The organism is Sphingopyxis sp. H115, assembly GCF_001468465.1.
Lineage (GTDB): Bacteria > Pseudomonadota > Alphaproteobacteria > Sphingomonadales > Sphingomonadaceae > Sphingopyxis.
Map to the genome: position 1 here is coordinate 124,294 of NZ_LNSA01000003.1, position 22,300 is coordinate 146,593.

At 64.6% G+C, this 22,300-nt stretch carries 21 protein-coding genes and 1 tRNA gene; 5 read left to right on the forward strand and 17 right to left on the reverse strand.

From position 1 onward, the window contains the following. Complete coding sequence (gene secD / locus ATE71_RS03590; protein WP_058802071.1) at window positions 1-1,614, reverse strand: protein translocase subunit SecD; 1,614 nt, start codon at window positions 1,612-1,614, stop codon at window positions 1-3. Window positions 1,615-1,668: 54 nt separating this feature from the next. After that, complete coding sequence (gene yajC / locus ATE71_RS03595; protein WP_058802072.1) at window positions 1,669-1,998, reverse strand: preprotein translocase subunit YajC; 330 nt, start codon at window positions 1,996-1,998, stop codon at window positions 1,669-1,671. Window positions 1,999-2,255: 257 nt separating this feature from the next. On the opposite strand from yajC, the gene ATE71_RS03600 reads away from it, so the two are divergent. Then, window positions 2,256-2,332 (forward strand) — tRNA-Pro (locus ATE71_RS03600). A 45-nt stretch (window positions 2,333-2,377) separates the two neighbouring features. Next, window positions 2,378-3,121: a sulfite exporter TauE/SafE family protein gene (locus tag ATE71_RS03605; protein WP_058802073.1), complete on the forward strand. Its 744-nt coding sequence runs from the start codon at window positions 2,378-2,380 to the stop codon at window positions 3,119-3,121. 49 nt (window positions 3,122-3,170) lie between these two features. Here ATE71_RS03605 and ATE71_RS22410 read toward each other — a convergent pair whose 3' ends face one another. Both ATE71_RS22410 and ATE71_RS03615 read right to left on the reverse strand, forming a co-directional pair. Further along, window positions 3,171-3,482, reverse strand: coding sequence for an EF-hand domain-containing protein (locus ATE71_RS22410; RefSeq protein ID WP_160328004.1), 312 nt, complete (start codon window positions 3,480-3,482; stop codon window positions 3,171-3,173). 94 nt (window positions 3,483-3,576) lie between these two features. Further along, window positions 3,577-4,554: an NADPH:quinone oxidoreductase family protein gene (locus tag ATE71_RS03615; RefSeq protein WP_058802075.1), complete on the reverse strand. Its 978-nt coding sequence runs from the start codon at window positions 4,552-4,554 to the stop codon at window positions 3,577-3,579. Between the two features lie 72 nt (window positions 4,555-4,626). On the opposite strand from ATE71_RS03615, the gene ATE71_RS03620 reads away from it, so the two are divergent. Together ATE71_RS03620 and ATE71_RS03625 are read left to right on the forward strand one after the other, a co-directional pair. Continuing rightward, window positions 4,627-5,196 (forward strand): glycoside hydrolase family 108 protein, encoded by a 570-nt coding sequence (locus ATE71_RS03620; RefSeq protein WP_058802076.1) that lies wholly within the window; start codon window positions 4,627-4,629, stop codon window positions 5,194-5,196. A gap of 61 nt (window positions 5,197-5,257) precedes the next feature. Then, window positions 5,258-5,671: a holin family protein gene (locus tag ATE71_RS03625; protein ID WP_058802077.1), complete on the forward strand. Its 414-nt coding sequence runs from the start codon at window positions 5,258-5,260 to the stop codon at window positions 5,669-5,671. 66 nt (window positions 5,672-5,737) lie between these two features. Here the strand turns inward: ATE71_RS03625 and ATE71_RS03630 are convergent, their stop codons facing one another. From ATE71_RS03630 to dapA, 13 genes are all read right to left on the reverse strand, one after another. After that, window positions 5,738-6,214 (reverse strand): SRPBCC family protein, encoded by a 477-nt coding sequence (locus tag ATE71_RS03630; protein ID WP_058802078.1) that lies wholly within the window; start codon window positions 6,212-6,214, stop codon window positions 5,738-5,740. After that, the gene (gene alaS, locus ATE71_RS03635) at window positions 6,211-8,868 is read right to left on the reverse strand and encodes an alanine--tRNA ligase (protein WP_058802079.1); all 2,658 of its coding nucleotides are present in this window, start codon (window positions 8,866-8,868) and stop codon (window positions 6,211-6,213) included. The genes ATE71_RS03630 and alaS overlap by 4 nt, the downstream gene beginning before the upstream one ends. A gap of 63 nt (window positions 8,869-8,931) precedes the next feature. Next, a complete protein-coding gene (locus ATE71_RS03640) occupies window positions 8,932-9,672 on the reverse strand; it encodes a hypothetical protein (protein ID WP_058802080.1) in 741 nt (246 codons plus the stop codon). A gap of 129 nt (window positions 9,673-9,801) precedes the next feature. Beyond that, entirely contained in the window at window positions 9,802-10,395 is a 594-nt protein-coding gene (locus tag ATE71_RS03645) for a hypothetical protein (protein ID WP_058802081.1), read from the reverse strand. Then, window positions 10,385-11,011, reverse strand: a complete 627-nt coding sequence (locus ATE71_RS03650) for a glutathione S-transferase family protein (RefSeq protein ID WP_058802082.1) — start codon at window positions 11,009-11,011, stop codon at window positions 10,385-10,387. The genes ATE71_RS03645 and ATE71_RS03650 overlap by 11 nt, the downstream gene beginning before the upstream one ends. 14 nt (window positions 11,012-11,025) lie before the next feature. After that, a complete protein-coding gene (speB, locus tag ATE71_RS03655; RefSeq protein ID WP_058802083.1) occupies window positions 11,026-11,841 on the reverse strand; it encodes an agmatinase in 816 nt (271 codons plus the stop codon). Between the two features lie 149 nt (window positions 11,842-11,990). After that, window positions 11,991-13,070 carry a recombinase RecA gene (gene recA, locus ATE71_RS03660; protein ID WP_058802084.1) on the reverse strand — a complete coding sequence of 360 codons (1,080 nt, stop codon included), beginning with the start codon at window positions 13,068-13,070 and terminating at the stop codon, window positions 11,991-11,993. Window positions 13,071-13,204: 134 nt separating this feature from the next. Beyond that, a complete protein-coding gene (locus ATE71_RS03665) occupies window positions 13,205-13,558 on the reverse strand; it encodes a response regulator (RefSeq protein ID WP_058802085.1) in 354 nt (117 codons plus the stop codon). Continuing rightward, window positions 13,548-15,899, reverse strand: coding sequence for a response regulator (locus tag ATE71_RS03670; RefSeq protein ID WP_058802175.1), 2,352 nt, complete (start codon window positions 15,897-15,899; stop codon window positions 13,548-13,550). Before ATE71_RS03670 ends, ATE71_RS03665 begins: the two co-directional genes overlap by 11 nt. A 122-nt stretch (window positions 15,900-16,021) precedes the next feature. Then, window positions 16,022-18,079, reverse strand: coding sequence for a M13 family metallopeptidase (locus ATE71_RS03675; protein ID WP_235587889.1), 2,058 nt, complete (start codon window positions 18,077-18,079; stop codon window positions 16,022-16,024). 95 nt (window positions 18,080-18,174) lie between these two features. Then, the gene (locus tag ATE71_RS03680) at window positions 18,175-18,798 is read right to left on the reverse strand and encodes a DUF2062 domain-containing protein (RefSeq protein WP_082665064.1); all 624 of its coding nucleotides are present in this window, start codon (window positions 18,796-18,798) and stop codon (window positions 18,175-18,177) included. Further along, a complete protein-coding gene (gene smpB, locus ATE71_RS03685) occupies window positions 18,795-19,280 on the reverse strand; it encodes an SsrA-binding protein SmpB (RefSeq protein ID WP_058802086.1) in 486 nt (161 codons plus the stop codon). The genes ATE71_RS03680 and smpB overlap by 4 nt, the downstream gene beginning before the upstream one ends. 9 nt (window positions 19,281-19,289) lie before the next feature. Then, window positions 19,290-20,165, reverse strand: coding sequence for a 4-hydroxy-tetrahydrodipicolinate synthase (gene dapA / locus ATE71_RS03690; RefSeq protein ID WP_058802087.1), 876 nt, complete (start codon window positions 20,163-20,165; stop codon window positions 19,290-19,292). 100 nt (window positions 20,166-20,265) lie between these two features. On the opposite strand from dapA, the gene ATE71_RS03695 reads away from it, so the two are divergent. After that, a complete protein-coding gene (locus ATE71_RS03695; protein WP_058802088.1) occupies window positions 20,266-22,296 on the forward strand; it encodes a lytic transglycosylase domain-containing protein in 2,031 nt (676 codons plus the stop codon). Window positions 22,297-22,300: the final 4 nt, after the last annotated feature.

Sequence of the window (22,300 nt, forward strand, 5' to 3'; positions counted from 1 at the left end):
TTAAATGTTGATCGTCGTCGGGCGCTTGGTCCGCAGCCAATGGGCGACGAACATGCGCGTGACGGTAACGGCGGTGAAGACGCTGGTGACGATGCCGATGGTCAGGACCACAGCAAAGCCCTTGATCGGGCCCGACCCGAACCAGAACATCAGCGCCGCCGCGATGACGTTGGTGACGTTGGCGTCGAAAATCGCGCGGCTCGCTTCGGTATAGCCCAGTTCGATCGCCTGAAACACCTTGCGCCCGCGCGCGAGTTCCTCGCGTATGCGTTCGTTGATCAGCACGTTCGCATCGACGGCGGCACCGATCGTCAGCACGAAACCGGCGATACCCGGCAGCGTCAGCGTCGCGTTGAATGCCGCCATGATCGCAATGATCAGGAAGACGTTGAAGACCAGCGCGACACAGGCATAGACCCCGAACCGCCCGTAAACGACGAGCATGAGCACAAGCACCGACACCGTCGCAATGATGCCCGCGATCGCGCCCTTGCGGATCGAGTCGGCGCCGAGTTCGGGCGTCACCGTACGTTCCTCGACGACGGTCATCTTCACCGGCAGCGCGCCCGAGCGGAGCGAAATAGCCAGAGCGTTGGCGCTCGCGACGCTGAAGCTGCCCGAAATCTGCGCGCTGCCGCCCAGGATCGGCTCATTGATCGACGGGGCCGACAGCACCTTGCCGTCGAGCACCATCGCAAAGCGCTTGCCGACATTCTGCGCCGTCACCTTCGCAAAGGTGCTCGACCCACCCGAATCGAAGCGGATCGAAACGACCGGCTGGTTGTTCTGCGGGTCATAGCTTTGCTGGGCGTTGATCAGCTGTTCGCCGCTGATCATCACCTGGCGGCGCAGCACTTCGAACGCCGCACCATTGCCTTCGCCCTCAGCATAGGGGACGATTTCGCTGCCAACCGGCACGCGGCCAGCGGCGGCTTCGTTCGGGTCGGCGTTGGTATCGACCATGCGGAACTCGAGCCGCGCGGTCTTGCCGATCAGTTCCTTGAGCGCGGCCGGGTCCTGAAGCCCCGGAACCTGCACGACGATACGATCGGTGCCTTCGCGAATGATCGTCGGCTCGCGGGTGCCGAGATCGTCGACGCGCTTCGCGATGATATCGCGCGCGGTGTCCATCGCATTTGCCACGGCCTGCGTCTGTCCCGCGCTCGTCGGCGTCATCACGATCCGGGTCACGTCGATGACGTCGATGCTCCAGTCGCGCTGGCCGGTTAGGCCGGCGCCCTGCGTTTCGCTAAACAGCCGCTCGCGCGCTTCGTCGAGCTTCGCCTGATCGCGCACGAGGAAGCTGATCTTGCCGCCTGCGTTCGACAGTTCGCCGATCGCGATATCGTCGTCAGGCCCGCGCTCGCCGCGCATCGCGGTACGCACGGTCTTTTCCATGTTGGTCAGCTGGGTCTTGCGAAGGTCGGCGACGTCGGCCTCGAGCAGCAGGTGGCTGCCGCCCGCAAGGTCGAGGCCCAGGTTGACCTTCGCCTGCGTGAACGAAGGCAGGCTGTCGCGCGTTTTTTCGGGAAGGAAGCTGGGAATGGAAAAGAGGATACCGAGCAGCAGGATGATGCTGATGCCGATGGTCTTCCAGCGCGGGAAATCGAGCATGGTCTAGAGTCCGATTGCAAGAGCGGGACCGCGCGGGACGCGGACCCCGCCGCGTCAGTCGTTGGCGGGCTTGCCGCCGGGTTGCATAACGTCGGCCAGGGTCGACTTCACGACCTTGATCTTCACGCCCTGCGCAATTTCGACATCGACGAAATCGTCATCGACCCGGGTCACCTTGCCGACGATACCGCCGCCGGTGACGACCTGGTCGCGCGGCTTCACCGCCGCAACCTTGGTGCGATGTTCCTTCGCGCGCACCTGCTGCGGGCGAATCAGGAAGAACCAGAAAACCGCGAAAATCAAAAGATAGGGCACCAGCATCAAAAGGCCGGCGGTTCCGCCGCCCGATCCGGCAGCCTGGGCCAGAAGCAATTGCATCGACATGGGTGAAAAGACTTTCTGTTTGCAGCATTGCCCGTTCCCCACGGAACCGGCACGCAAATATGGCGCGGCGCCTATCACGCAGGGGACTTGCGCGCAACCGGTCGTGCGCGCCCCTCCTCCTTCGCAAGCGCGGCCGAAATGGGAAGGATCGCAGCCGGATCAAGGTCGCAACGTCCAACTTCGTCGCAACCCCGCCATCGCTGCTTGCATCGGGTGCCAAGGCGCGCTAGGGGCCTCGCCTGCCCAATCGGGCCGGTCGGGACGTAGCGCAGCCTGGTAGCGCATCACACTGGGGGTGTGGGGGTCGGAGGTTCGAATCCTCTCGTCCCGACCAATTTCTACCGCTCGCGAAGCGGTCCACACGGAAAGCGCTGGATCAATGCAGGCAAGCGTGCTGATCGTCGTTGCCGCTTTCCTCACTTCCATTCTTTCGGGCCTGTTCGGCATGGCGGGCGGTATCGTCCTGATGGGCGTTCTCACCTGGCTGCTGCCGGCTGCGGTCGCGCTTGCGCTCCACGGGGTCATTCAGTTCGCTTCGAACAGCTGGCGTTTCCTGCTCCACCGCCGCCATGTCGTCTGGCCGGTACTGCTGTGGTTCGGCCTCGGCTCGGCGGGGTCGCTCGTCTTCTTTTCCGCCGTCCTGTTCCAGCCGACGAAATTCCTCGTCTTCCTCGGCCTCGGGCTGACGCCCATCCTTGTCTGGTTGCCCGAACGCTGGCTCAGGCTCGATGCCGCGAACCGCTGGCACGCGCTCGTCGGCGGCTTTATCTCCAACGGCATCTCGCTGATGTCAGGCGTCTCGGGGCCGGTGACCGACCTGCTGTTCATCCGAACGGACATGACCCGGCATCAGGTCGTCGCGACCAAGGCGGTGATGCAGGCGATGGGCCATGCATCGAAAATCCTCGTCTACGGCGCGCTGCTTCTGGGCACGGCAGCGCGCGAGGCGATCACATTGCCGGCGACGCTCGCCGCCATCGCGGCATCGATGGCGGGCATCATGGTGGGCGGCCGCCTGCTCGACCGCATCAGCGAGGCGCATTTCCGCCGCAGCCGCCGCTGGCTCGTCACGATCGTCGGCGCAGCCTTCCTCGTCCAGGCGATTCGAATCGCCTTCGGTTAATGCGGCGAAAATTCGCGGCCGGGCCCGTCCAGCCCGGCCGCGTCCCCGGTTACTCCGCCGCTTCCGCTGTGGCCCGCGCCTTGCGCATCGCCGCCAGTTCGGACTTGTCGAGCGCGCCGTCGCCATTGGCATCGGCGCGCTTGATGAAAGCGTCGATCTTCTCGGGGCTTTTCAGGGTCGCGTCGCCGCGTCGCTCGGCCCGCATCTCCATCATCTTGGTAACTTCGGCCTTGTCCAGCTTGCCGTCGCCATTGGCATCGACCATCGCGAACATGCGTCCGCCGTCCTTTGGCTGCTGTGCCGCAGCGAGCGTCGGAATCGAAAGCGCGACCGCGGCGGCAATCAAAATTTCAGTCTTCACATCCTGTCCTCTCAAATGATTCGGCGAGGTCGCCGGGCACCCCGACGCGGACATGGCGGCGCGATGTCGCAAAATTATCCCAATATAAGGAGCGTCACGGCCGCAGCACGACCTTCCCCACCACCTCGCGGCGCTCGAGCATTGCAAAGCCCTCGCACCAGTCGGCAAGGTCGAGCGCGGCATGGACGTGCGGCCGGATCCTGCCAGCCGCCGCCAGCGCGTCGATCGCCGCGACATTCTCCACGCCGCGCGCGGGAAAGCGCCGGCCATATTCGCCCGCGCGGACCCCGACGACCGAAAAGCCCTTGATCAGCGGCATGTTCACCGAGACTTCGGGAATCCGACCCGAGGCAAAGCCGACGACAAGCAAGCGTCCCCCGAACGCGATGCAGCGCGTCGATTCGTCGAAGATATCGCCGCCGACCGGGTCGAAGATGACGTCGACGCCCTTGCCGCCGGTCAGCGCCTTCACCTCTTCGCGGAACCCCGGTCCGGCCGCGATCACCGCGTCGGGTCCATAAAGCCGCGCGAGCGCCGCGCGCTTTTCCGCGCTGCTCGCCGCCGCGATCACGCGCGCGCCCAGCGCTTTCGCCAGGTCGACCGTTGCCAGCCCGACGCCGCCCGCCGCGCCATGGACCAGCAGCCACTCGCCGGGCTCGATCCGCGCGCAGCGGACGAGCGCGACATAGGCGGTGAGGTAGGCCACGGGATAAGCCGCCGCCTCGTCCCAGCCCAGCGCGTCGGGTTTTGCGCGCAACGCGCTCACGGGAACCACCGTATATTCGGCCATCGCGCCGAAGCGATTGCCGCCGACCACGGCGTCGCCCCCGGTCCAGCCCGCCACCCCTTCGCCCAACGCATCGACCTCGCCGGCAAACTCCAGCCCCGACACGAACGGAAGATCGGGCTTCAGCTGATAGCTGCCCGACGTCATCAACAGGTCGGGGAAGTTCACCGCCGCCGCCCGCACGCGCACGCGGACCTCGCCGGGACCGGGCACCGGCACCGCCAGATCGGCGAGTCCCGCGCCGGCATGGTCGGCGAGCAATTCACGCACCTGCAAAGCCCGCATGGTGAAAAGCCTTTCCTACAATATTCCAATATGGTTCGTTTTGCTCGACCAACCAACCAGAAGGAGCGAATCATGCCAAGACCCGACCCCCTCGCCAGCGACGCCGACGCGTTGATCGACACCGTCATCGACCGCGAAGGCCGATATGTAAACCACCCCGCCGACCGCGGCGGCCCGACCTGCTGGGGCATCACCGAAGCCGTCGCGCGCGCGCAGGGTTATGCGGGCGATATGCGCGACCTGCCCCGCGCCGAGGCGTCATCGATCTATCGCCGCCTCTATTGGCTGCGTCCGGGGTTCGACCGTGTCGCGCTGCGCGCACCGAAAATCGCAGCGGAACTCTTCGACACCGGCGTCAACATGGGGGCAGAAACCGCCACCGGCTTCCTCCAGCGCGCGCTTAATGCGCTCAACCGCGCAGCGCGCGACTATCCCGACATCGCCGTCGATCGCGACATCGGCCCGCGCACCCTGTCGGCCCTCGACGCTTTTCTGAAAGCGCGCGGCAAGGGCGGAGAAACTGTCCTCCTTCGCGCGATGGAAGCGCTGCAGGGCGAGCGCTACATCGCGCTCGCCGAACGCCGCCCGAGCCAGGAGGCCTTCCTCTACGGCTGGCTCGCCAATCGCATCGGCCCGGACTGACGCGGCAGGCGCCGCCGCGAGGCTGACCTTTACTGAACTTTGACCACGCAGGAGCACCCGAATGAGCATTATCGAAGGCCTGATCGGCCCCGTCGCCAAGCTGATCGACAAGATCATCCCCGACCCCGAAGCGCGCGACCGCGCCAAGCTCGAACTGCTCAAGATGGAAGGCAGTCAGGAAATGGAGGCGATCCGCACCCGCATGACCGCGATCGTCGCCGAGGCGAACAGCACCGACCCCTGGACCAGCCGCGCGCGCCCGAGCTTCCTCTATGTCATGTACGCGCTCTTGCTCTGGGCGATCCCGATGGGCCTGATCGCCGCCGCTCGGCCAGAAATGGCAAAGGGGATTGCAGAAGGCATGAATGCCTATCTCGCGGGCATCCCCGAACCGCTCTACGCGCTCTTCGGAACGGGCTATCTGGGCTATACCGCCGCGCGGGCGTGGGGAAAGGCAAAGGGGGTCGAGGGCTGAGCGCATATGGGAACCCCGGCGAAAGCCGGGGTCCTACAGATGGGCCCCGGCTTTCGCCGGGGTTCACTACGCTTCCACCACCGCCGCCAAATTCGCCAGCGACGAATTCAATCCCGCCACATGATCCTTCGCCGATATCCCCGGTGGCACGTGATGCGCGTCGATCGTGACCAGCGTGCCGCCGCCCTGCCGCGACAGATACCAGTGCATCGCCATTGTCCCGGAAAAGCGCGGGTCGTCGGACTCGAATTCGACCTCCCACACGATCAGCCGCCCGTCATCGAGCGTCGGGATATAGACCTCCACGACATCGCTTTCGTCATCGCTCTTGGTCTCGACATCGGCGTCGTCGAACGTCAGCCGCATCAGGAAGCCACCCCCGGCGCTCAAATCGACATGCTCGAAGCTGCCCGTCGCACCCTCGGGCGGCAACCAGCGCGCCAGCTTGTCGGCGCTCGTGAAGGCCGCGAACACGTCGACCAGCGGCGCCGCGATCAGCCGCTCGGCATGATCGGTGCGCCGCGTTTTCTTCGTGGGTTTCAACCCAGCGCGGCCTTGACCGCGGCAACGGCGTCGTTCGCCGCGCCGCCGTTCGGGCCGCCGCCCTGCGCCATGTCGGGCCGCCCGCCGCCGCCCTGCCCGCCGAGCGCCACGACTGCGGCCTTGACCAGATCGACTGCGCTATGGCTGCCCGTCTTGTCGTCGGTCACCCCGACCGCGACCGATGCGCGCCCGTCGTTGACCGCGACGAGCATCGCAACGCCGCTGCCGACCTGTTTCTTCAGCCCGTCGACCGTCCCGCGCAATTCCTTGGGATCGAGCCCGTCCACGACCTGTGCCAGGAACGCGACATCGCCGACCTGCTCGATCGCCGGCCCGGCCGCTGCACCGCCGGCGCCGCCCCCAGAACCGCCAAGGGCCAAGGCCTTTTTCGCGTCGGCAAGCTCGCGCTCGGCCTTCTTGAGCTGCTCGGCGAGCGCCGCAACGCGCGCTGGAACATCGTCGGGCGAGGTCTTGAGCGCCGCGGCGGCCGCCTTCAGCGCCTCGTCGCGGCCATTGAGCCACTGGCGCGCCGCCTCGCCGGTCAGCGCCTCGATGCGCCGCACGCCCGAGGAAACCGCGCTCTCGCCAACGATCTTGAACAGGGCGATATCGCCCAATGCGCGGACGTGCGTCCCACCACAAAGCTCGACCGAATATGATTTGTCGTCGGCGGCACCCATGCTGAGCACGCGCACTTCGTCGCCATATTTCTCGCCGAACAGCGCCAACGCCCCCGCCGCGACCGCGTCGTCGGGCGTCATCAGCCGCGTCGACACCGCCTCGTTGCCGCGGATCTGCGCATTCACATCGCTCTCGATCTCGGCAATCTCTTCGGCGGTCAGTGCCTTGGGATGCGAAAAGTCGAAGCGGAAGCGGTCTGCCGCGACCAGGCTGCCCTTTTGCGTCACATGCCCGCCGAGGCGATTGCGCAGCGCCGCGTGCAGCAGATGCGTCGCGCTGTGATTGGCGCGGATCCGGTCGCGGCGTTCGGCATCGACGGTGAGTTGCACCGTGTCGCCGACCTTCAGCGTCCCGGCTTCGAGCTTCGCCTGATGCGTGTGCAGACGGCCGAGCGGCTTGCCCGTATCGCTGACCGACGCCTTCGCGCCTTCCAGCGTCGCGATCGTCCCGGCGTCGCCCATCTGGCCGCCGCTCTCGCCATAGAAGGGCGTCTGGTTGGTCAACACGACGATGTCGTCGCCCGCCTTCGCCTCGTCGACGGGCTTGCCGTCCTTCACCAGTCCGATCACGGTCGCCTCGCCCGCAGTCGAAGTGTAGCCCGTGAATTCGGTGCTGCCGTTGGTTTCGGCGAGGTCGAACCAGATTTCATCCGACGCCTTTTCGCCGCTGCCCTTCCACGCCGCGCGCGCCGCCGCCTTTTGCTGCGCCATTGCCGCGTCGAATCCCGCACGGTCGACCGCGATATCCTGCGTGCGCAGCGCGTCTTCGGTCAGGTCATAGGGGAAGCCGTAAGTGTCGTAGAGCTTGAATGCGACCTCACCCGCCAGCGTGTCGCCCTTACCCATGCCGACGGTGGCCTCGTCGAGCAGCCTCAGGCCCTTGTCGAGCGTCTGGCGGAACTTGGTCTCCTCGCGCTCGAGCGTCTCGGCGATCAGCGGTTGCGCGCGGATCAGCTCGGGATAGGCGGCGCCCATTTCGGCGGTCAGCGACGGCAGCAGCCGGTGCATCAGCGGATCCTTCGCGCCGAGCAGGTGCGCATGGCGCATCGCGCGGCGCATGATCCGGCGCAGCACATAACCACGGCCCTCGTTCGACGGCAGCACGCCATCGGCGACGAGGAAGCTCGAAGCGCGAAGGTGATCGGCGATCACGCGGTGGCTCGCCTGGGTTGCGCCTTCGGCGGGCACGCCCGTCAGGTCGACCGACGCCGCGATCAGCGCCTTGAATGTGTCGGTGTCGTAATTGTCGTGGACGCCCTGCATCACCGCGGCGACGCGCTCGAGCCCCATGCCGGTGTCGATGCTCGGCCGCGGCAGGTCGACGCGCTCGCCGCCCGGCATTTGCTCATATTGCATGAACACCAGGTTCCAGATCTCGACGAAACGGTCGCCATCCTCTTCAGGCGAGCCCGGCGGGCCGCCCCAGATATGGTCGCCATGATCATAAAAGATTTCGCTGCACGGCCCGCACGGCCCGGTGTCGCCCATCGACCAGAAATTGTCGCTCGTCGCGATGCGGATGATGCGCTCGTCGGGCAGGCCGGCGATCTTCTTCCACAGGTCGAACGCCTCGTCGTCGGTGTGATAGACGGTCGCCGTCAGCTTCTCGGGCGCAAGGCCCCAGGTCTTGGTGATCAACGTCCACGCATGATCGATCGCCTGTTCCTTGAAATAATCGCCGAAGGAAAAATTCCCCAGCATTTCAAAGAATGTATGATGCCGCGCCGTATAGCCGACATTGTCGAGATCGTTATGCTTGCCCCCGGCGCGCACGCATTTCTGCGCCGACACGGCGGTGCTGTAGGGGCGCTTCTCAAGCCCGGTGAAGACATTCTTGAACGGCACCATCCCGGCGTTGACGAACATCAGCGTCGGGTCGTTGTACGGCACCAGCGGCGCCGACGGTTCGATATGATGGCCCGCTCCCCCGAAATAGTCGAGGAACGAACGGCGAATGTCGTTGGTCGATGTCATGCGCGCGATCTAGTGCGGAACGACGCGTTTCTCAAGCGCGATACGCGTTGGCCGTACTGCGTCCTAGCGACGGCAAAGCCGGTCGAGTTCCTCGTCGCTCATACCCTCCTCGTCGACCAGCCGCTGCGAAATATAACGGACGTCATATTGCGCGATCCGATATTGGCCCTCGCCGGCGCGATAGACCAGCAGCCCGCCACAGGTCCCCGCAATTCCCGGGTGCGAACTGAGGACCGCGAAATAGGCATAGGCACCGGGATAGCTCGCATCCGGGGGATTGTTGAGCCAGCCGTCCAGCCGTGCCGTAAAGCTGCCTTCACCCGTCTGATGCATTGTCGCCTCGCGGCTGAACCTGTTCATATCTTCGGTCGTCGCTTCGAGTTGCGGATCCATCATCGCAGCCAGCGCGCGCCCGTTGCCAGCGTCCAGATTGGTCAGGAACCGCGCTACATATTGGGTCACGGCTGCCGTTTCGGCGGCGCTCGCTTTCCAATCTGCCGGTACCGGCTTGTATGGATCGGTGGCAGGGTCGAAACAGGTAAAATTCTGCCGGAAATCCTTGATGACCGTGACCCCGCGTTCGACGTCGATCTCGTTGTCGAAATAGAAGCGACCGAACCGCACGCTCAGCCGCCCGCATCGCTCTGCCGCGAGCAGCTTGATCCGTTCTATGACCGGGTCATACTGGTTTTCGTCGATGACGGGCACCGTCGCCACATAGCCGCGCCCCGGCACGGCCTCGACCTTGATCGCGGGCGCGGCCTGAGCCGCTGCCAGCAAGGCAGTCACCAGAAGTGCTGGCATAATACGTTTCCCACCTCTCCGCGCGGCGCCTTCCGGCGCCACGCTTCGCGCCGCGATTCGGTCCCGGCGCCCCTGCCCGCGATCCTGCGTAGGCGCGTATCGACAGACAAGCCCAAATTTCGATTGGGATCACAAGGCCGTCGCGATCCCCTTGCCCAGATAACATGGAAGCTGCCGCAGCACATCGACCTTCGGCACGCCGTCCTCGATCAGGTCGGGCGGCACTTCGGACGTGTCGGTGCGCACGACGGTCCACCCGTCGGCGGGCGTCGAGCGGTGGACGACGACATAGCCGCAATCCATCGTCCCGTCTGCCCGATCGCCTCGAAAATCGAATGCGGCATAGAGCCCTGTCGGCTGTCCCGCCGGATCGACATACCAGCTCAGCCGCAACACCCGGATCCTGCCGTCGGGCCACAGTGTCGACCGCTTGCGCAGGTTCATTTCCCATTCGAGCCGCGGGCTCGATGCCTGAAGCGACAGCCGCAACATGGCATAGGCCGCATCATAGTCGCGCTTTTCGAGCGCGAGCGTATATTGGGCAAACCGGTCGATCGCGCCTTCCTCATCCGACCGCGATGGTTGAAAGGACGCTCCAACGGCCGTGATAATCTCGCGCTCGACTTCGGGGGCGAGGGTTGGCGGCGCCGCGAGGGCTGCCGGCATCGCGGCGACAAGGGCGGCACCGGCGAGCAGCAAGGGACCTCGAAGATCAATAGCCATAATAGGCGCCGCCCTTTTCGCGCGCGCGCCGCCACGCCGGCCGGTCGTGACAGGCATTCACAAACCCGGCAAGTTTGGGATAGCGCGGCGCCATTCCCTGCATGATTGCGATTTCCGCAGGAAAGCTCAGCATGATATCCGCCGCCGACAGGCTATCGCCGATGAAATGGCCGTTCTCGCCGAGCCGGCTTTCCATATAGGCGAAATGCGCGTCGAGTTGCTGCGCGATTCGCGGCTCGAGCGGGGCAGCGGCTTCGCCGAGACGGGCGGTATAGATGCGCAGCAAGATCGGCGTCATCGCCGACCCTTCGGCGAAATGCAGCCATTCCAGATGGCTGACATGGTCGTCGGTGCCGCGTTCGGGCACGAGATGGCCGCCACCGTGCCGCTCGCAAAGATATTCGGTGATCGCACCCGATTCGGTGATGACCCTACCATTGTCCTCGATCACCGGCGACTTGCCGAGCGGGTGGATCGCGAGCAGTTCGGGCGGCGCGAGATTGGTCACGGGGTCGCGATCATAATATTTGACCTCATATGCCGCGCCGATTTCCTCGAGCAGCCAAAGAATACGCTGCGACCGGCTGTTGTTCAGATGGTGGACGATCAGGCTCATGGGTTTCCTCCAGATCAGGGTCGATAAGGTCCGTTACGGTCGATCAGCGCCGCGAGTTCGCGGACCAGCTTGGCTCCGACGATTGCGGTAACGTCGCCAATGTCGCGGGCCGGGTTGAGTTCGACGATGTCCGCGCCGACGATCGGCGCAGTCTGCTTATGCAACATCGCAAGCAATTCGCGCACCGTCAGTCCGCCCGGTTCGGGATGTGCAACGCCGGGCGCTGCCGAAGGGTCGAGGCCATCAAGGTCGATCGAGATATAAAGCGGGCCGCCCAGAACCGGGACGCGGTCAGGCGAGAAATCAGCCATCGACAAAATCTCGACCCCGAAGCGCGCCGCTTGCTCGCGGCAATGATGATTGAGGGTGCGAATGCCGACCTGAACCAGCCGCTTCGCATGGCCGGCCTCGCAAATGCGGGCGAAGGGCGAAGCGTGGCTGCGCGGGTTGCCGACGAAATCATCGTAGAGATCAGGGTGCGCGTCGATGTGAAGGATGGTCACCGGCCCGTGGCACGCCGCCGCCGCCTCGACGAGCGGAAAGGTCACGGCGTGGTCGCCGCCGAGGGCGAGCGGAATGTCTCCATCTTCGCGCACATAAGCGATGTGGCGACGGATCATGGCATCGTCCTGCGCCGTGTCTTCGGTCAGCGGGAGGTCGCCGTCGTCGGTGAGAGCAATGTCGGCGCCGATTTCGCGACCGAGTTCGCTCGCCATATTGCCGCGGTCGCTCCACAGCATCGCGCGGATCGCGGCCGGTCCTGCGGCGGCGCCGCGTTCGAAGCTGCTGTTGATATCGGTGGGCAAGCCGAAGAGGCGGATCGCGGGCATAGGCCGCTTGTAGTCACTGCCAAGGTCCGCGCAAGGATCAACGGCGGGCGGGCCGACCTGCTAGGGAGAGGGGAGCGCAGGTCAAAGGGGCTGGTGGCCCGCCGCCGTCGGCCGGCCGGTTCGAGCAAGGCGAGCCGGCCGGATGGCTATCAAATGTCGTTGTCGCCTTCGTCGTCGGGGCCTGCCATCATTTCCTCGGCGACCGCGTCGGTGCGGCCGCGGATTGCGGCTTCGAGCCGTTCCCTGAGTTCGGGATTCTCGGTGAGAAAATTCTTCGCATTTTCGCGGCCCTGCCCGATGCGGATCGAATCATAACTGAACCAGGCGCCCGATTTCTCGACCAACCCGGCCTTGACGCCGATGTCGAGTATCTCACCGATCTTGGAAATGCCCTGCCCGTACATGATGTCGAATTCGACCTGTTTGAACGGCGGCGCGACCTTGTTCTTGACCACTTTCACGCGCGTCGTGTTGCCGACGATCTCGTCGCCATTCTTGATCTGGCCGGTGCGGCGGATGTCGAGGCGGACCGAGGCATAGAATTTGAGCGCGTTGCCGCCGGTCGTGGTTTCGGGGTTGCCATACATCACGCCGATCTTCATGCGCAGCTGATTGATGAAGATCACCATGCAGCGCGACCGGCTGATCGATCCGGTGAGCTTGCGCAGCGACTGCGACATCAAGCGGGCTTGAAGACCGACGTGACTGTCGCCCATCTCGCCTTCGATTTCGGCGCGCGGAACGAGCGCGGCGACCGAGTCGACGACGAGCACGTCGATCGCGTTCGAGCGGACGAGCGTATCGACGATTTCGAGCGCCTGTTCGCCGGTATCGGGCTGCGACACGATCAGTTCGTCGATGTTGACGCCCAGCTTGCGTGCATAAACGGGGTCGAGCGCATGTTCGGCGTCGACGAAGGCGACGGTGCCGCCAGTTTTCTGCGCTTCGGCGAGCGTGTGTAGCGCGAGCGTCGTCTTGCCCGAGCTTTCGGGGCCATAGATTTCGATGACGCGGCCGCGCGGCAGCCCGCCGACGCCGAGCGCAATGTCGAGGCCGAGCGAACCGGTCGAGATCGCCTCGACCTGCATCGCTTCCTTCGAGCCCAATTTCATCACCGAGCCCTTGCCGAACGCGCGATCGATCTGCGCGAGCGCGGCGTCGAGCGCCTTCTGCCTGTCCGTGTTGTTCACTGATTTCCCCGATTCGACGAGTGACAATTGTCCGGCCATTGCCGTCCCTTTCCAGCTCTAGAGCGACAGTGGAAGCATCGCAACGCCGGAACTATGTGCCACATTTGTTCTACCGGAACAAGTAGGGAACAAAATAATCTTTGTCCGCCCTCCGCCCTTGCGTGTGCAGCGCGCTATCGGGCCGCGAATTCATCCAGCGCTGCTTCGATATCGCTGATCCGGAAGGGCTTGGTGATCAGCTTGCGATGCAAATGTTCAGGCGGGATGACGTCGCCGCCGCCCGAGGTGAAGGCGAAGGGAATGTTTTTAGCGGCAAGGGCGTCCGCGATCGGCCAGCCTTTTTCGTCGCCGAGGTTGATATCGACGAGCGCGCCGGCAAAAGGCTCGGCTGCGATGAACGCGAGCGCTTCTTCGTTGCTGGTCGCCTGGGCGGGTTCGGGAAGGTCGAGCACATCGAACATGTCGACCAGCATCATGCCGATCAACACATCGTCCTCGACGAGCAGGATGCGCCGATCACCTGGCATCGGACACCCGATGCGCCGCGTCGTCGAGCGCCGCCGACGTCGCCTCGGCCAGCTGTGCCACCGAAAAGGGTTTGGGCAGGAAGGCCACGTGGTCGATGTCGATCGACTGGCGGAGCTGCTCCTCGGCATAGCCCGACATGAACAGGACGGGCAGGTCAGGCCGCTTCGCGCGCATCGCCCGCACCATCGCCGGCCCGTCCATCGTCGGCATCACGACGTCGCTGATAATCAAGTCGACCTTCTCCATCTGGGCAAACCGTTCGATCCCCTCCTCGCCCTGCGAGGCGGTCACGACGTTGTAACCCGCACGGGTGAGCGCGCGTTCCGCAACCGCGCGCACCATATCCTCGTCCTCGACGAGCAAGATCGTCCCGCTGCCCCACTGGCTCTTTTTCGGCTTGACCGGCGGCGGCACAGTAGCGGGCGCGTCGCCCTGGACCCGATGGACCGGCAGGTAGATCGAAAAGCTCGTCCCCTGCCCCGGCTTGCTGTCCGCAAAGATGAAGCCCGCCGACTGCTTGATGATGCCATAGACGGTCGACAGCCCGAGCCCGGTGCCCTTGCCAACATCTTTTGTCGTGAAGAACGGTTCGAAAATCTTGGGCAGCACATCGGCGGGAATGCCCGTCCCCGTGTCGCTGACCTTCAATGCGCAATAATCGGCCGGCGGCATGAATTCATTGCCCATCTGCCGGACTTCCGCGGACGATACCGGATAGGTTTCGATCGTAAGCGTGCCTCCGCCTGGCATCGCATCACGCGCGTTGACGGCAAGATTGATGATGACCTGTTCGAGCTGTCCGGGGTCGGCGCGCACCGCGCCGAGCCCGCGGCCGTGATGCACCGACAGCTGCACCGTCTCGCCGATGAGGCGCTTCAAGAGGTGCGACACTTCCGAAATCACGTCGGGCAGCTGCAAAATCTGCGGGCGCAGCGTTTGTTGCCGCGAAAAGGCGAGTAATTGCCGCGTCAGGCTGGCGGCGCGATTGGCATTGCTACGTATCTGTTGGATATCGTCATAGTCGCTGTCACCGGGGGTATGGCGCATCAACATCAGGTCGCAGGCACCGAGCACCGCGGTCAGGATATTGTTGAAATCATGCGCTACACCGCCTGCAAGCTGACCGACCGCCTGCATTTTCGACGCCTGCGCGACCTGCCGCTTGAGGCGCGACTCCTCGCTCGAATCCTTGAGGCTCAGCAGCACTGCCGCTTCGCCGAGCCCGCGCACGCCGACGACGCGCATCGATACCGGCTCGCCGCTTTGCGCTGCGAGCCGGATCGACATATCACCGCCCACCTGTTGACCACTGCTGTGGCGCCGGATCATGTCGGCGAGCGCACCCTTGTCCTCGCCGACGACGATATCGCCGGGGTAGCGCGGCATTTTACCCTCGCCTAGGTTCGCCGCGCGCACGAACGCGCGGTTCATATAGAGGAACCGCCCGTCGCGATCGACCATCGCGAGTCCGAAGGGGAGAAGCGACAACAGCGTTTCGACATAGGTTTGCGCGGTGCCGCGATCCGCCGGCCCCATTTCCTCGTCGAGCATCGCGAGCAGCATCGGCGCATTGGCGTCGGCGGGTGCAAGCGGAATCTGGATCATCCTCACCGGCGTCGCCCGATCGCCTTCGCGCGCGAAATAGAGCGCACCGCCATCGTCTAGACGGATCATCGGCGCGACGTCGCGGCCCGCATAATGACGCGCATCGTCTTCGCCCAGCGCACGAAGCAGAAAGGCTTGGTTGGCAACGCGCAGCCGCCCTTCGGCGCTGACGAGGGCCACCATCACCCCGGCATGGCCCAGTGTCCGTCCGGCGGGTCCATCGAGATGGCGGGCGATTTCGGACACGAGATCGAGGCGTTCGACTGCCGAGAAGCGCCAGACAAGATAATCTTCGGCCTGTCCGGCGCGGGTCACCTGCGCGCGAAGCTGTAACGGGCCGACTGCGATATCATCCGCGCGACCCTCCCCATCGCGCCAGGCGTCACGCCCTGCATTTTTGAGGACATCGGCGCCGCGCCCTTCGAGCGGCAACCCCGGCGGCGTGACGAAGCCCCCCATCCATGTGCCGAACAGGTCATTGGCGCACACCATACGCCCGGCGCGATCGGTGATCGCGATCGCGACATCGTCGTGGCTAACCGCCTGGCGCAGCATCGTCCAATCGGTCGCCGCCGCCTCGCCGGCGACCGTCGCGGGAAAGAGCCGCCGTGCGAGCAGCACGCCGCCGGCTGCAACTGCCAGACCGGCCAAAAAACCTGCGGCAAGGATGAGATTTCCTGTCGCCCAGAACAGGAGCGCAACCGACAGCAGCGCGAGCCCGCCGAGCAGAGCCATGTCGGCCCACGACAAGCTCGTCGGCGCCGACAAGGGACCGGCGGCGCCCGCCCCCCTGATGAAATTACCATCAGCGGAGGGCAGGCTGTGCGCGGTCAATTGACATTCTTTCTATCGGTGCATCACCAGATGCGGACACGGTCCTTGGGCGCCAGATAGAGTTTCTGGCCTTCCTTGATCTGATAGGCCTTATACCAAGGGTCAAGGTTGCGCGAGACCCAAGTCCGCTGGATCGAGGGCGAATGCGGATCGGTCGTGATGCGCTGCGACAGATTCTGTTCGCGATAGTTGCGCCGCCACACCTGCGCCCAGCCCAGGAAGAAGCGCTGATCGCCCGTCAACCCGTCGATCACCGGCGCCTCCTTGCCGTTCAGCGACGCCTTATAGGCGTCATAGGCAATGGTCAGACCCGCAAGGTCGCCGATATTCTCGCCCAGCGTGAATTTGCCGTCGAGATGTTCGCCGGGCAGGACCTCGTATGCATTATACTGCGCGATCAATGCTTCGCCCGCGGCCTCGAACGCCTTGACGTCCTCCGCCGTCCACCAATCGGCAAGCTTGCCCGTCTCGTCATATTTCGCGCCCTGGTCGTCGAAGTGATGGCTGACCTCGTGACCGATGACGGCGCCGATGCCGCCATAGTTGACCGCCGGGTCGGCATGCGGGTCGAAGAAAGGCGGCTGCAGGATCGCGGCGGGGAAGACGATCTCGTTCATGCCGAAATTGGCATAAGCGTTTATCGTCATCGGGGTCATAAACCATTCCCAGCGACGGATTGGTCCCCCGAGATGACCGATATTGTCGTCATGCGCGAACTGATTCGACCGCAGCGCATTGCCGAACAGGTCGTCGGCGCGGATCTCGAGCTTGCTATAGTCTTTCCACTGGTCGGGGTAGCCGATCTTGGTGGTGAAATTCGCCAGCTTCTCGCGCGCTTTAACCTTGGTCTGCGGCTGCATCCACGTCAGGCCGTCGATGCGGCGCCCCATCGCGTGGAGGACATTCTTTACGAGCGTATCCATCGCGGCCTTGGTTTCGGGCGGGAAATATTTCGCGACATAATCCTTGCCGACCGCATCGCCGAGATTGCCGGTGGTAAAGTCGACCGCGCGCTTCCAGCGCTCTTCCATCTGCGGCGTGCCCGACAAGGCGGTGCTGTAGAAGGAGAAGGTTTCCTGCGCGACGGCATCGGGCAGGACGCCCGAGAAGCCGTCGAGGCTGCGCACGATCAGCAGGTCGCGGATCACCGCGATCGGTGCATCGGCGAGCAGCTTGGCCTCGCCGGTAAAGGCGCTCGGCTGCGACACGATCAGCGTGTCTTCCTTGACTCCGATGCCGCGGATGAAGGTCGACCAGTCGAATCCGGGCGCGGCTTTGGCGAGTTCGGCCACCGTCATCTTGTTATAGGCCTTGGTCGCGTCGCTGCTGTCGTTCTTGTCCCAATGGACCGTCGCGACCTGCTTTTCGAAATCATAGATTGCCTTGGCGCGCGCCGCGGCATCGGTTTCGCCGGCGAGCGTCAGGACATTTTCGAGATGCTTGAGATAGGCCGCCTGCAGCGCGGTGTTCCGTTCATTCTCCTTCAGGTAGAAATCGCGGTCGGGCATGCCGATCCCGCCCTGGAAAATGATGTAGGTGTAGACGTCGGGATTCTTGTCGTCCTGTCCGACATAGCCGCCGAAGAAATGCGACACGCCGCTGCGGTCGGCTTCTGCAAGCAGCGCCGCAAGACCCTGTTTTTCGACGGCGCGGATCTTGTTCAGCCACGGCTGGATAGGCGTAAGCCCCTTCGCTTCGACCGTCGCGCCGTCCAGATAGGAGGCATAGGCGCGGCCGATCATGCTATCCGGATCGCCTTTGGCCGCGTCGAGGATTTCGCGCGTGCGCGTCTGCGACAGGTCGTTGAGCGCTGTGAACATGCCATAGTTCGACTTGTCGGCCGGAATCTCGGTGTTTTTTGCCCACGTCCCGTTGGCATAGGCATAGAAATCGTCGCCCGGTTGGACGCTCTTGTCCATGCCCGCCTGGTCGAAACCGAAATCGCCGATGGCCGGCTTTGACGCGTTTTCGGCGGCGGGTGCCGCAGCGGCTTCCTCTTTCGCCGCCACGGGGGCGGCAAGCAGCAGGGCGCCAAGCGCGGCGGTCGCGAGCAGACGCGAAGACATATGCGAAGCTTTCATGATATTCCCCGATTTCAGTATGAAGCGGCAGCCCGCGCCGCGCAGGCGCAACGCAAACCGACGATGCGACAGCTATACGCCTGCCCGTCGGCGGTTCAACCGGCAGCTGTGTCGCTCGTCGATGCCTCAAGTCGTTGGTCGCGCGCGCGGCGAATCTTGCGGCGCCAACGCAGGCGTATCCAATTGTCCCAGATCACCGAGGCGAGGAGGTAGCCGACCACCGCCGAGGCCACCGAAATCACGAACAATCCAGCGAGTCCGCCGAGCAGCGCCGTGCCAGCGTTGGCGGTGAACCAGTGCCACCATTCGACTAGCGACGCGCCCTCGTCATAGAGGATATAGAGGTTGGACACATTGGTGTGCATCCCGAACAGCGCACTGCCCAGCCACACCGACGCCGCGAGGATCAGCGGCGTTGTAACCGGGTTGGACAGGAAGGTCATCGCCGCGCCGATCGGGATGTTGGCGCGAAAGGGCAACGCGAGCAGCGCAACGCCGAGGATCTGGACACCCGGGATCAGGAAAAAAATGCCGACGAATAGGCCCAGCGCGGTGCCGCGCCGTACCGAAGTGCGGGTGAAGCGCCACAAATGGCTATGCGCAACCCTGTGAGCAAAGGGCTTGATGAAGCGGCTTTCGAGCAACTCCTCGCGCGTCGGCGAGTTGCGGCGGATCCAGTTCATCACCGTCGCCTTGTCACGAGAGCCGCCGCCGCTCATCCGCGATCCTTCAGCAGGCGCTGCTTGTCGCGCTTCCAGTCGCGTTCCTTGATCGACTCGCGCTTGTCGTGCGCCTTCTTACCCTTCGCGAGCGCAAGTTCGACCTTGGCGCGGCCGCGGCTGTTGAAATAGACCGAGAGCGGGACGAGAGTCATCCCCTGGCGCATCACGCCCGCGTGCAACTTGTTGATCTCGCGCCAGTTGAGCAAGAGCTTGCGCGGGCGCTTCGGCTCGTGATTGAAACGGTTGCCATGACTGAATTCGGGGATGTTGGCGTTGATCAGCCACACTTCGCCGCCCGTCACTTCGGCATAGCTTTCAGCGATCGTCCCTTCGCCGAAGCGCAACGACTTCACCTCGGTTCCTTGCAGCGCAATGCCCGCCTCGAACACCTGTTCGATGGCATAGTCGAAGCGCGCGCGCCTGTTTTCGGCGACGACCTTCTTCTTGTCGAATTCGGCGGCGGACTGCGGGCGGGCCATGACGAAAGCTCAGATAACTCCAGCCGCGGACAATGCGGCGTCGACGGCGGCGCGCGAGGTTGCGTTCGCCGGGATGATAGGTAGGCGCACTTCGGGCGAAAACCAGTCATGGAGGCGCGACAGCGCATATTTTACCGGCCCGGGCGAGGTGTCGGAGAACATCGCCCTGTGCAGGTCGAACAAGCGGTCGTGCAGCAGTAGCGCACGCGCCCAGTCGCCTGCAGCGGCCGCGGCGGCGAAATCGGCGCAAAGGCGCGGCGCGACGTTCGCGGTGACCGAGATGCAGCCGACCCCGCCCAGCACGGCGTGCGGCAACCAGAGGTCGTCGTTCCCGCTAAGCTGGCAAAAGTCGTTGCCGGCACCGGCGCGGTGCATTGTCACACGCGTGAGGTCGCCACTCGCATCCTTCGTCGCGACGACGGTCGGGATTTCGGCGAGCCTGCACATCGTTTCGGCGCTGATGTCGGCGATGGTGCGACCGGGGACGTTATAGACGACGATCGGCAGGTCGCTGGCGTCGGCCAGCGCCTTGTAGTGCGCGATCAGTCCTTCCTGACTTGGCTTGTTGTAATAGGGCGCGACGATCAATGCAGCCGCTGCGCCTGCGGCCTGCGCATGCCGCATGTGGCGGATCGCGGTCGCGGTGTCGTTCGACCCGCAACCGGCGATCACGGGCACGCGACCCGCCGCCGCCTCGATGCAGGTGTCGATGACGCGATAATGTTCGTCGAAGCCGAGCGTCGGGCTTTCACCGGTCGTGCCGCAGGGCACCAGCGCGCTGGTGCCTTCCTTGATCTGCCAATCGACAAGGCGCGCGAAGGCCGAAGCATCGAACGCCCCATCGCGAAATGGCGTCACCAAGGCGGGAATCGACCCCGAAAACATGCTCCGCTCCTTTACAAAAACGCGCTCCGACCGGTAGAGTCCCGCCGGCGGGCCGCTAATGGACGCCTATTCAGCGCCCCGCAAGGAGTTTGGCACTAGCATGGCCGCTATGATCTCGCTGCCCCATATTTCCCGTCTCGCGCTCGCCGCGGTCCTTCTCATTCCGACCGCTGCCCATGCCAGCGAACTCACCCCCGAACAAATGGCCTGGTACCGCGCCCAGATGGGCCTCGCATCGGCTTCGGGCGCACCGCCGGCCACGAATTCGGTCGGCGACGCGGTGATGGAGTGGCGCCGACTCACTGCCAACAGCGGCGCGTCGTTCGACCAACTCTCGCGCTTCCTGATGGCGAACAGGGGCTGGCCCGACGCCGACAAGATGCGCAGCCGTGCCGAAAAGGCGATCTCGCTCGACAGCTACGACCCCGCACGCACGCTCGCCTATTTCCAAGCTTATCCGCCGCAAACGGCGAGCGGCCATTTGCGCTATGCGCTCGCGCTCAATGCGACAGGGCGGCGCGACGAGGCCAATGCGGCCGTTCGCCGCGCCTGGACGGGCGGAACGCTCGACGATTATGAGACCAGCCGCGCGCTGAGCCTGTTTCCCGGCGCGATTACGCCCGCCGATCATGATGCACGTATGGACCGCCTGCTCTGGTCGGGCGCGACGGCAGCCGCGAGCCGTCAACTCGCCTTTACTTCGCCCGAAAAGCGGGCGGTGTTCGCAGCGCGGCTCGCGATGCGGAGCGGCGCGGTCGATGCCGCCTTTCAGGCCTCGGCGGTTGAAAGCGCCGACCCGTCGCTGACCCGCAGCGACGCCGGCTATATCACCGACAAGGCAACGTGGCTGCGCAAGGCCGGCCGCGTCGGCGAAGCGCGCGCGCTGCTCGCCGCGCCGCGATCGCTCGCCAAGGCGCCGACCGATGCCGAAGAATGGCTGGAAACGCTGCTTACTAACGCCCGCCTCGCCGACGCCGGCGGCGACAAGACGACCGCCTATCATATCGCGCGCCAGCTCGACGATGCGCTTCCCGCCGGTACCGTCGTCCGCGAAACGCCGCTCGGTGTACGCGACGATTATACCTCGCTCGCCTGGCTCGCCGGGCAACTCGCATTCAAGGACTTGGGTCGCCCGGCCGAGGCGGCAAAGCTCTATCGGGCGTATGGCGAGGCCGCGCGTTCGGCGCAGACGCGGACCAAGGGATTTTACTGGGCGGGCCGTGCTGCGCTCGCCGCCGGCGACCGCGCGGCGGCGAACGCCCATTTCGCCGATGCCGCGCAGCATTATGATCAATTCTACGGCCAGTTGTCGCTTGAACGGCTGAACCGCCCGCAGCCCAGGCCGACCCCCAATCCGACCATCGAGGTGAGCAACGACGCGCGCCGCGATTTCGAGGACGACCGCCTCGTCCGCGCCGCGCGCGCGCTCGGTGAAATCGGCGCGTGGCGCGAACAGTCGCTGTTCCTGCGCGCGTTGGCGCAAAAGGCGACATCGCCTGCCGATCATGTGCTGACCGGGCAGCTTGCCAAGCAGATCGGCCGCCCCGACCTCGGCGTGATGATCGGCCGCAGCGCGCAGGCGAACAGCCTCGACGCGGTAGAAGTTTCAGGCTTTCCAACGGTGCGCGTCCCCGCGGGGCACGAAAGCAACTGGTCCTTCATCCATGCTATCACTCGGCAGGAAAGCCAGTTCGACCGCGCGGCGATCAGCCACGCCGGCGCGCGCGGCATGATGCAGTTGATGCCCGGCACAGCGCGCGAAGTCGCGGGCAAGCTGGGGATGAGCTATGATGCTGGATCGCTGACGACCGACACCAATTACAACATGATGCTGGGATCGACCTATTTCCAGCAGATGCTCCGCTATTATGGCGGCAGCTACCCGCTGGCTGTCGCGGCCTATAATGCCGGGCCTGGCAATGTGAACAAATGGCTGCGCGCCAACGGGGACCCACGCACCGGCTCGATCGAGATGCTCGACTGGATCGAGGCGATCCCGATTTTCGAAACGAAAAATTATGTGCAGCGCGTGCTCGAAAACGCCGTCGTTTACGACACATTGCGCGAAGGTGGCGCGGCGCGGGCGCAGGCGCCACTGAGCTTCTATCTCGGAAAACGCACACCCGGCTGAGGTT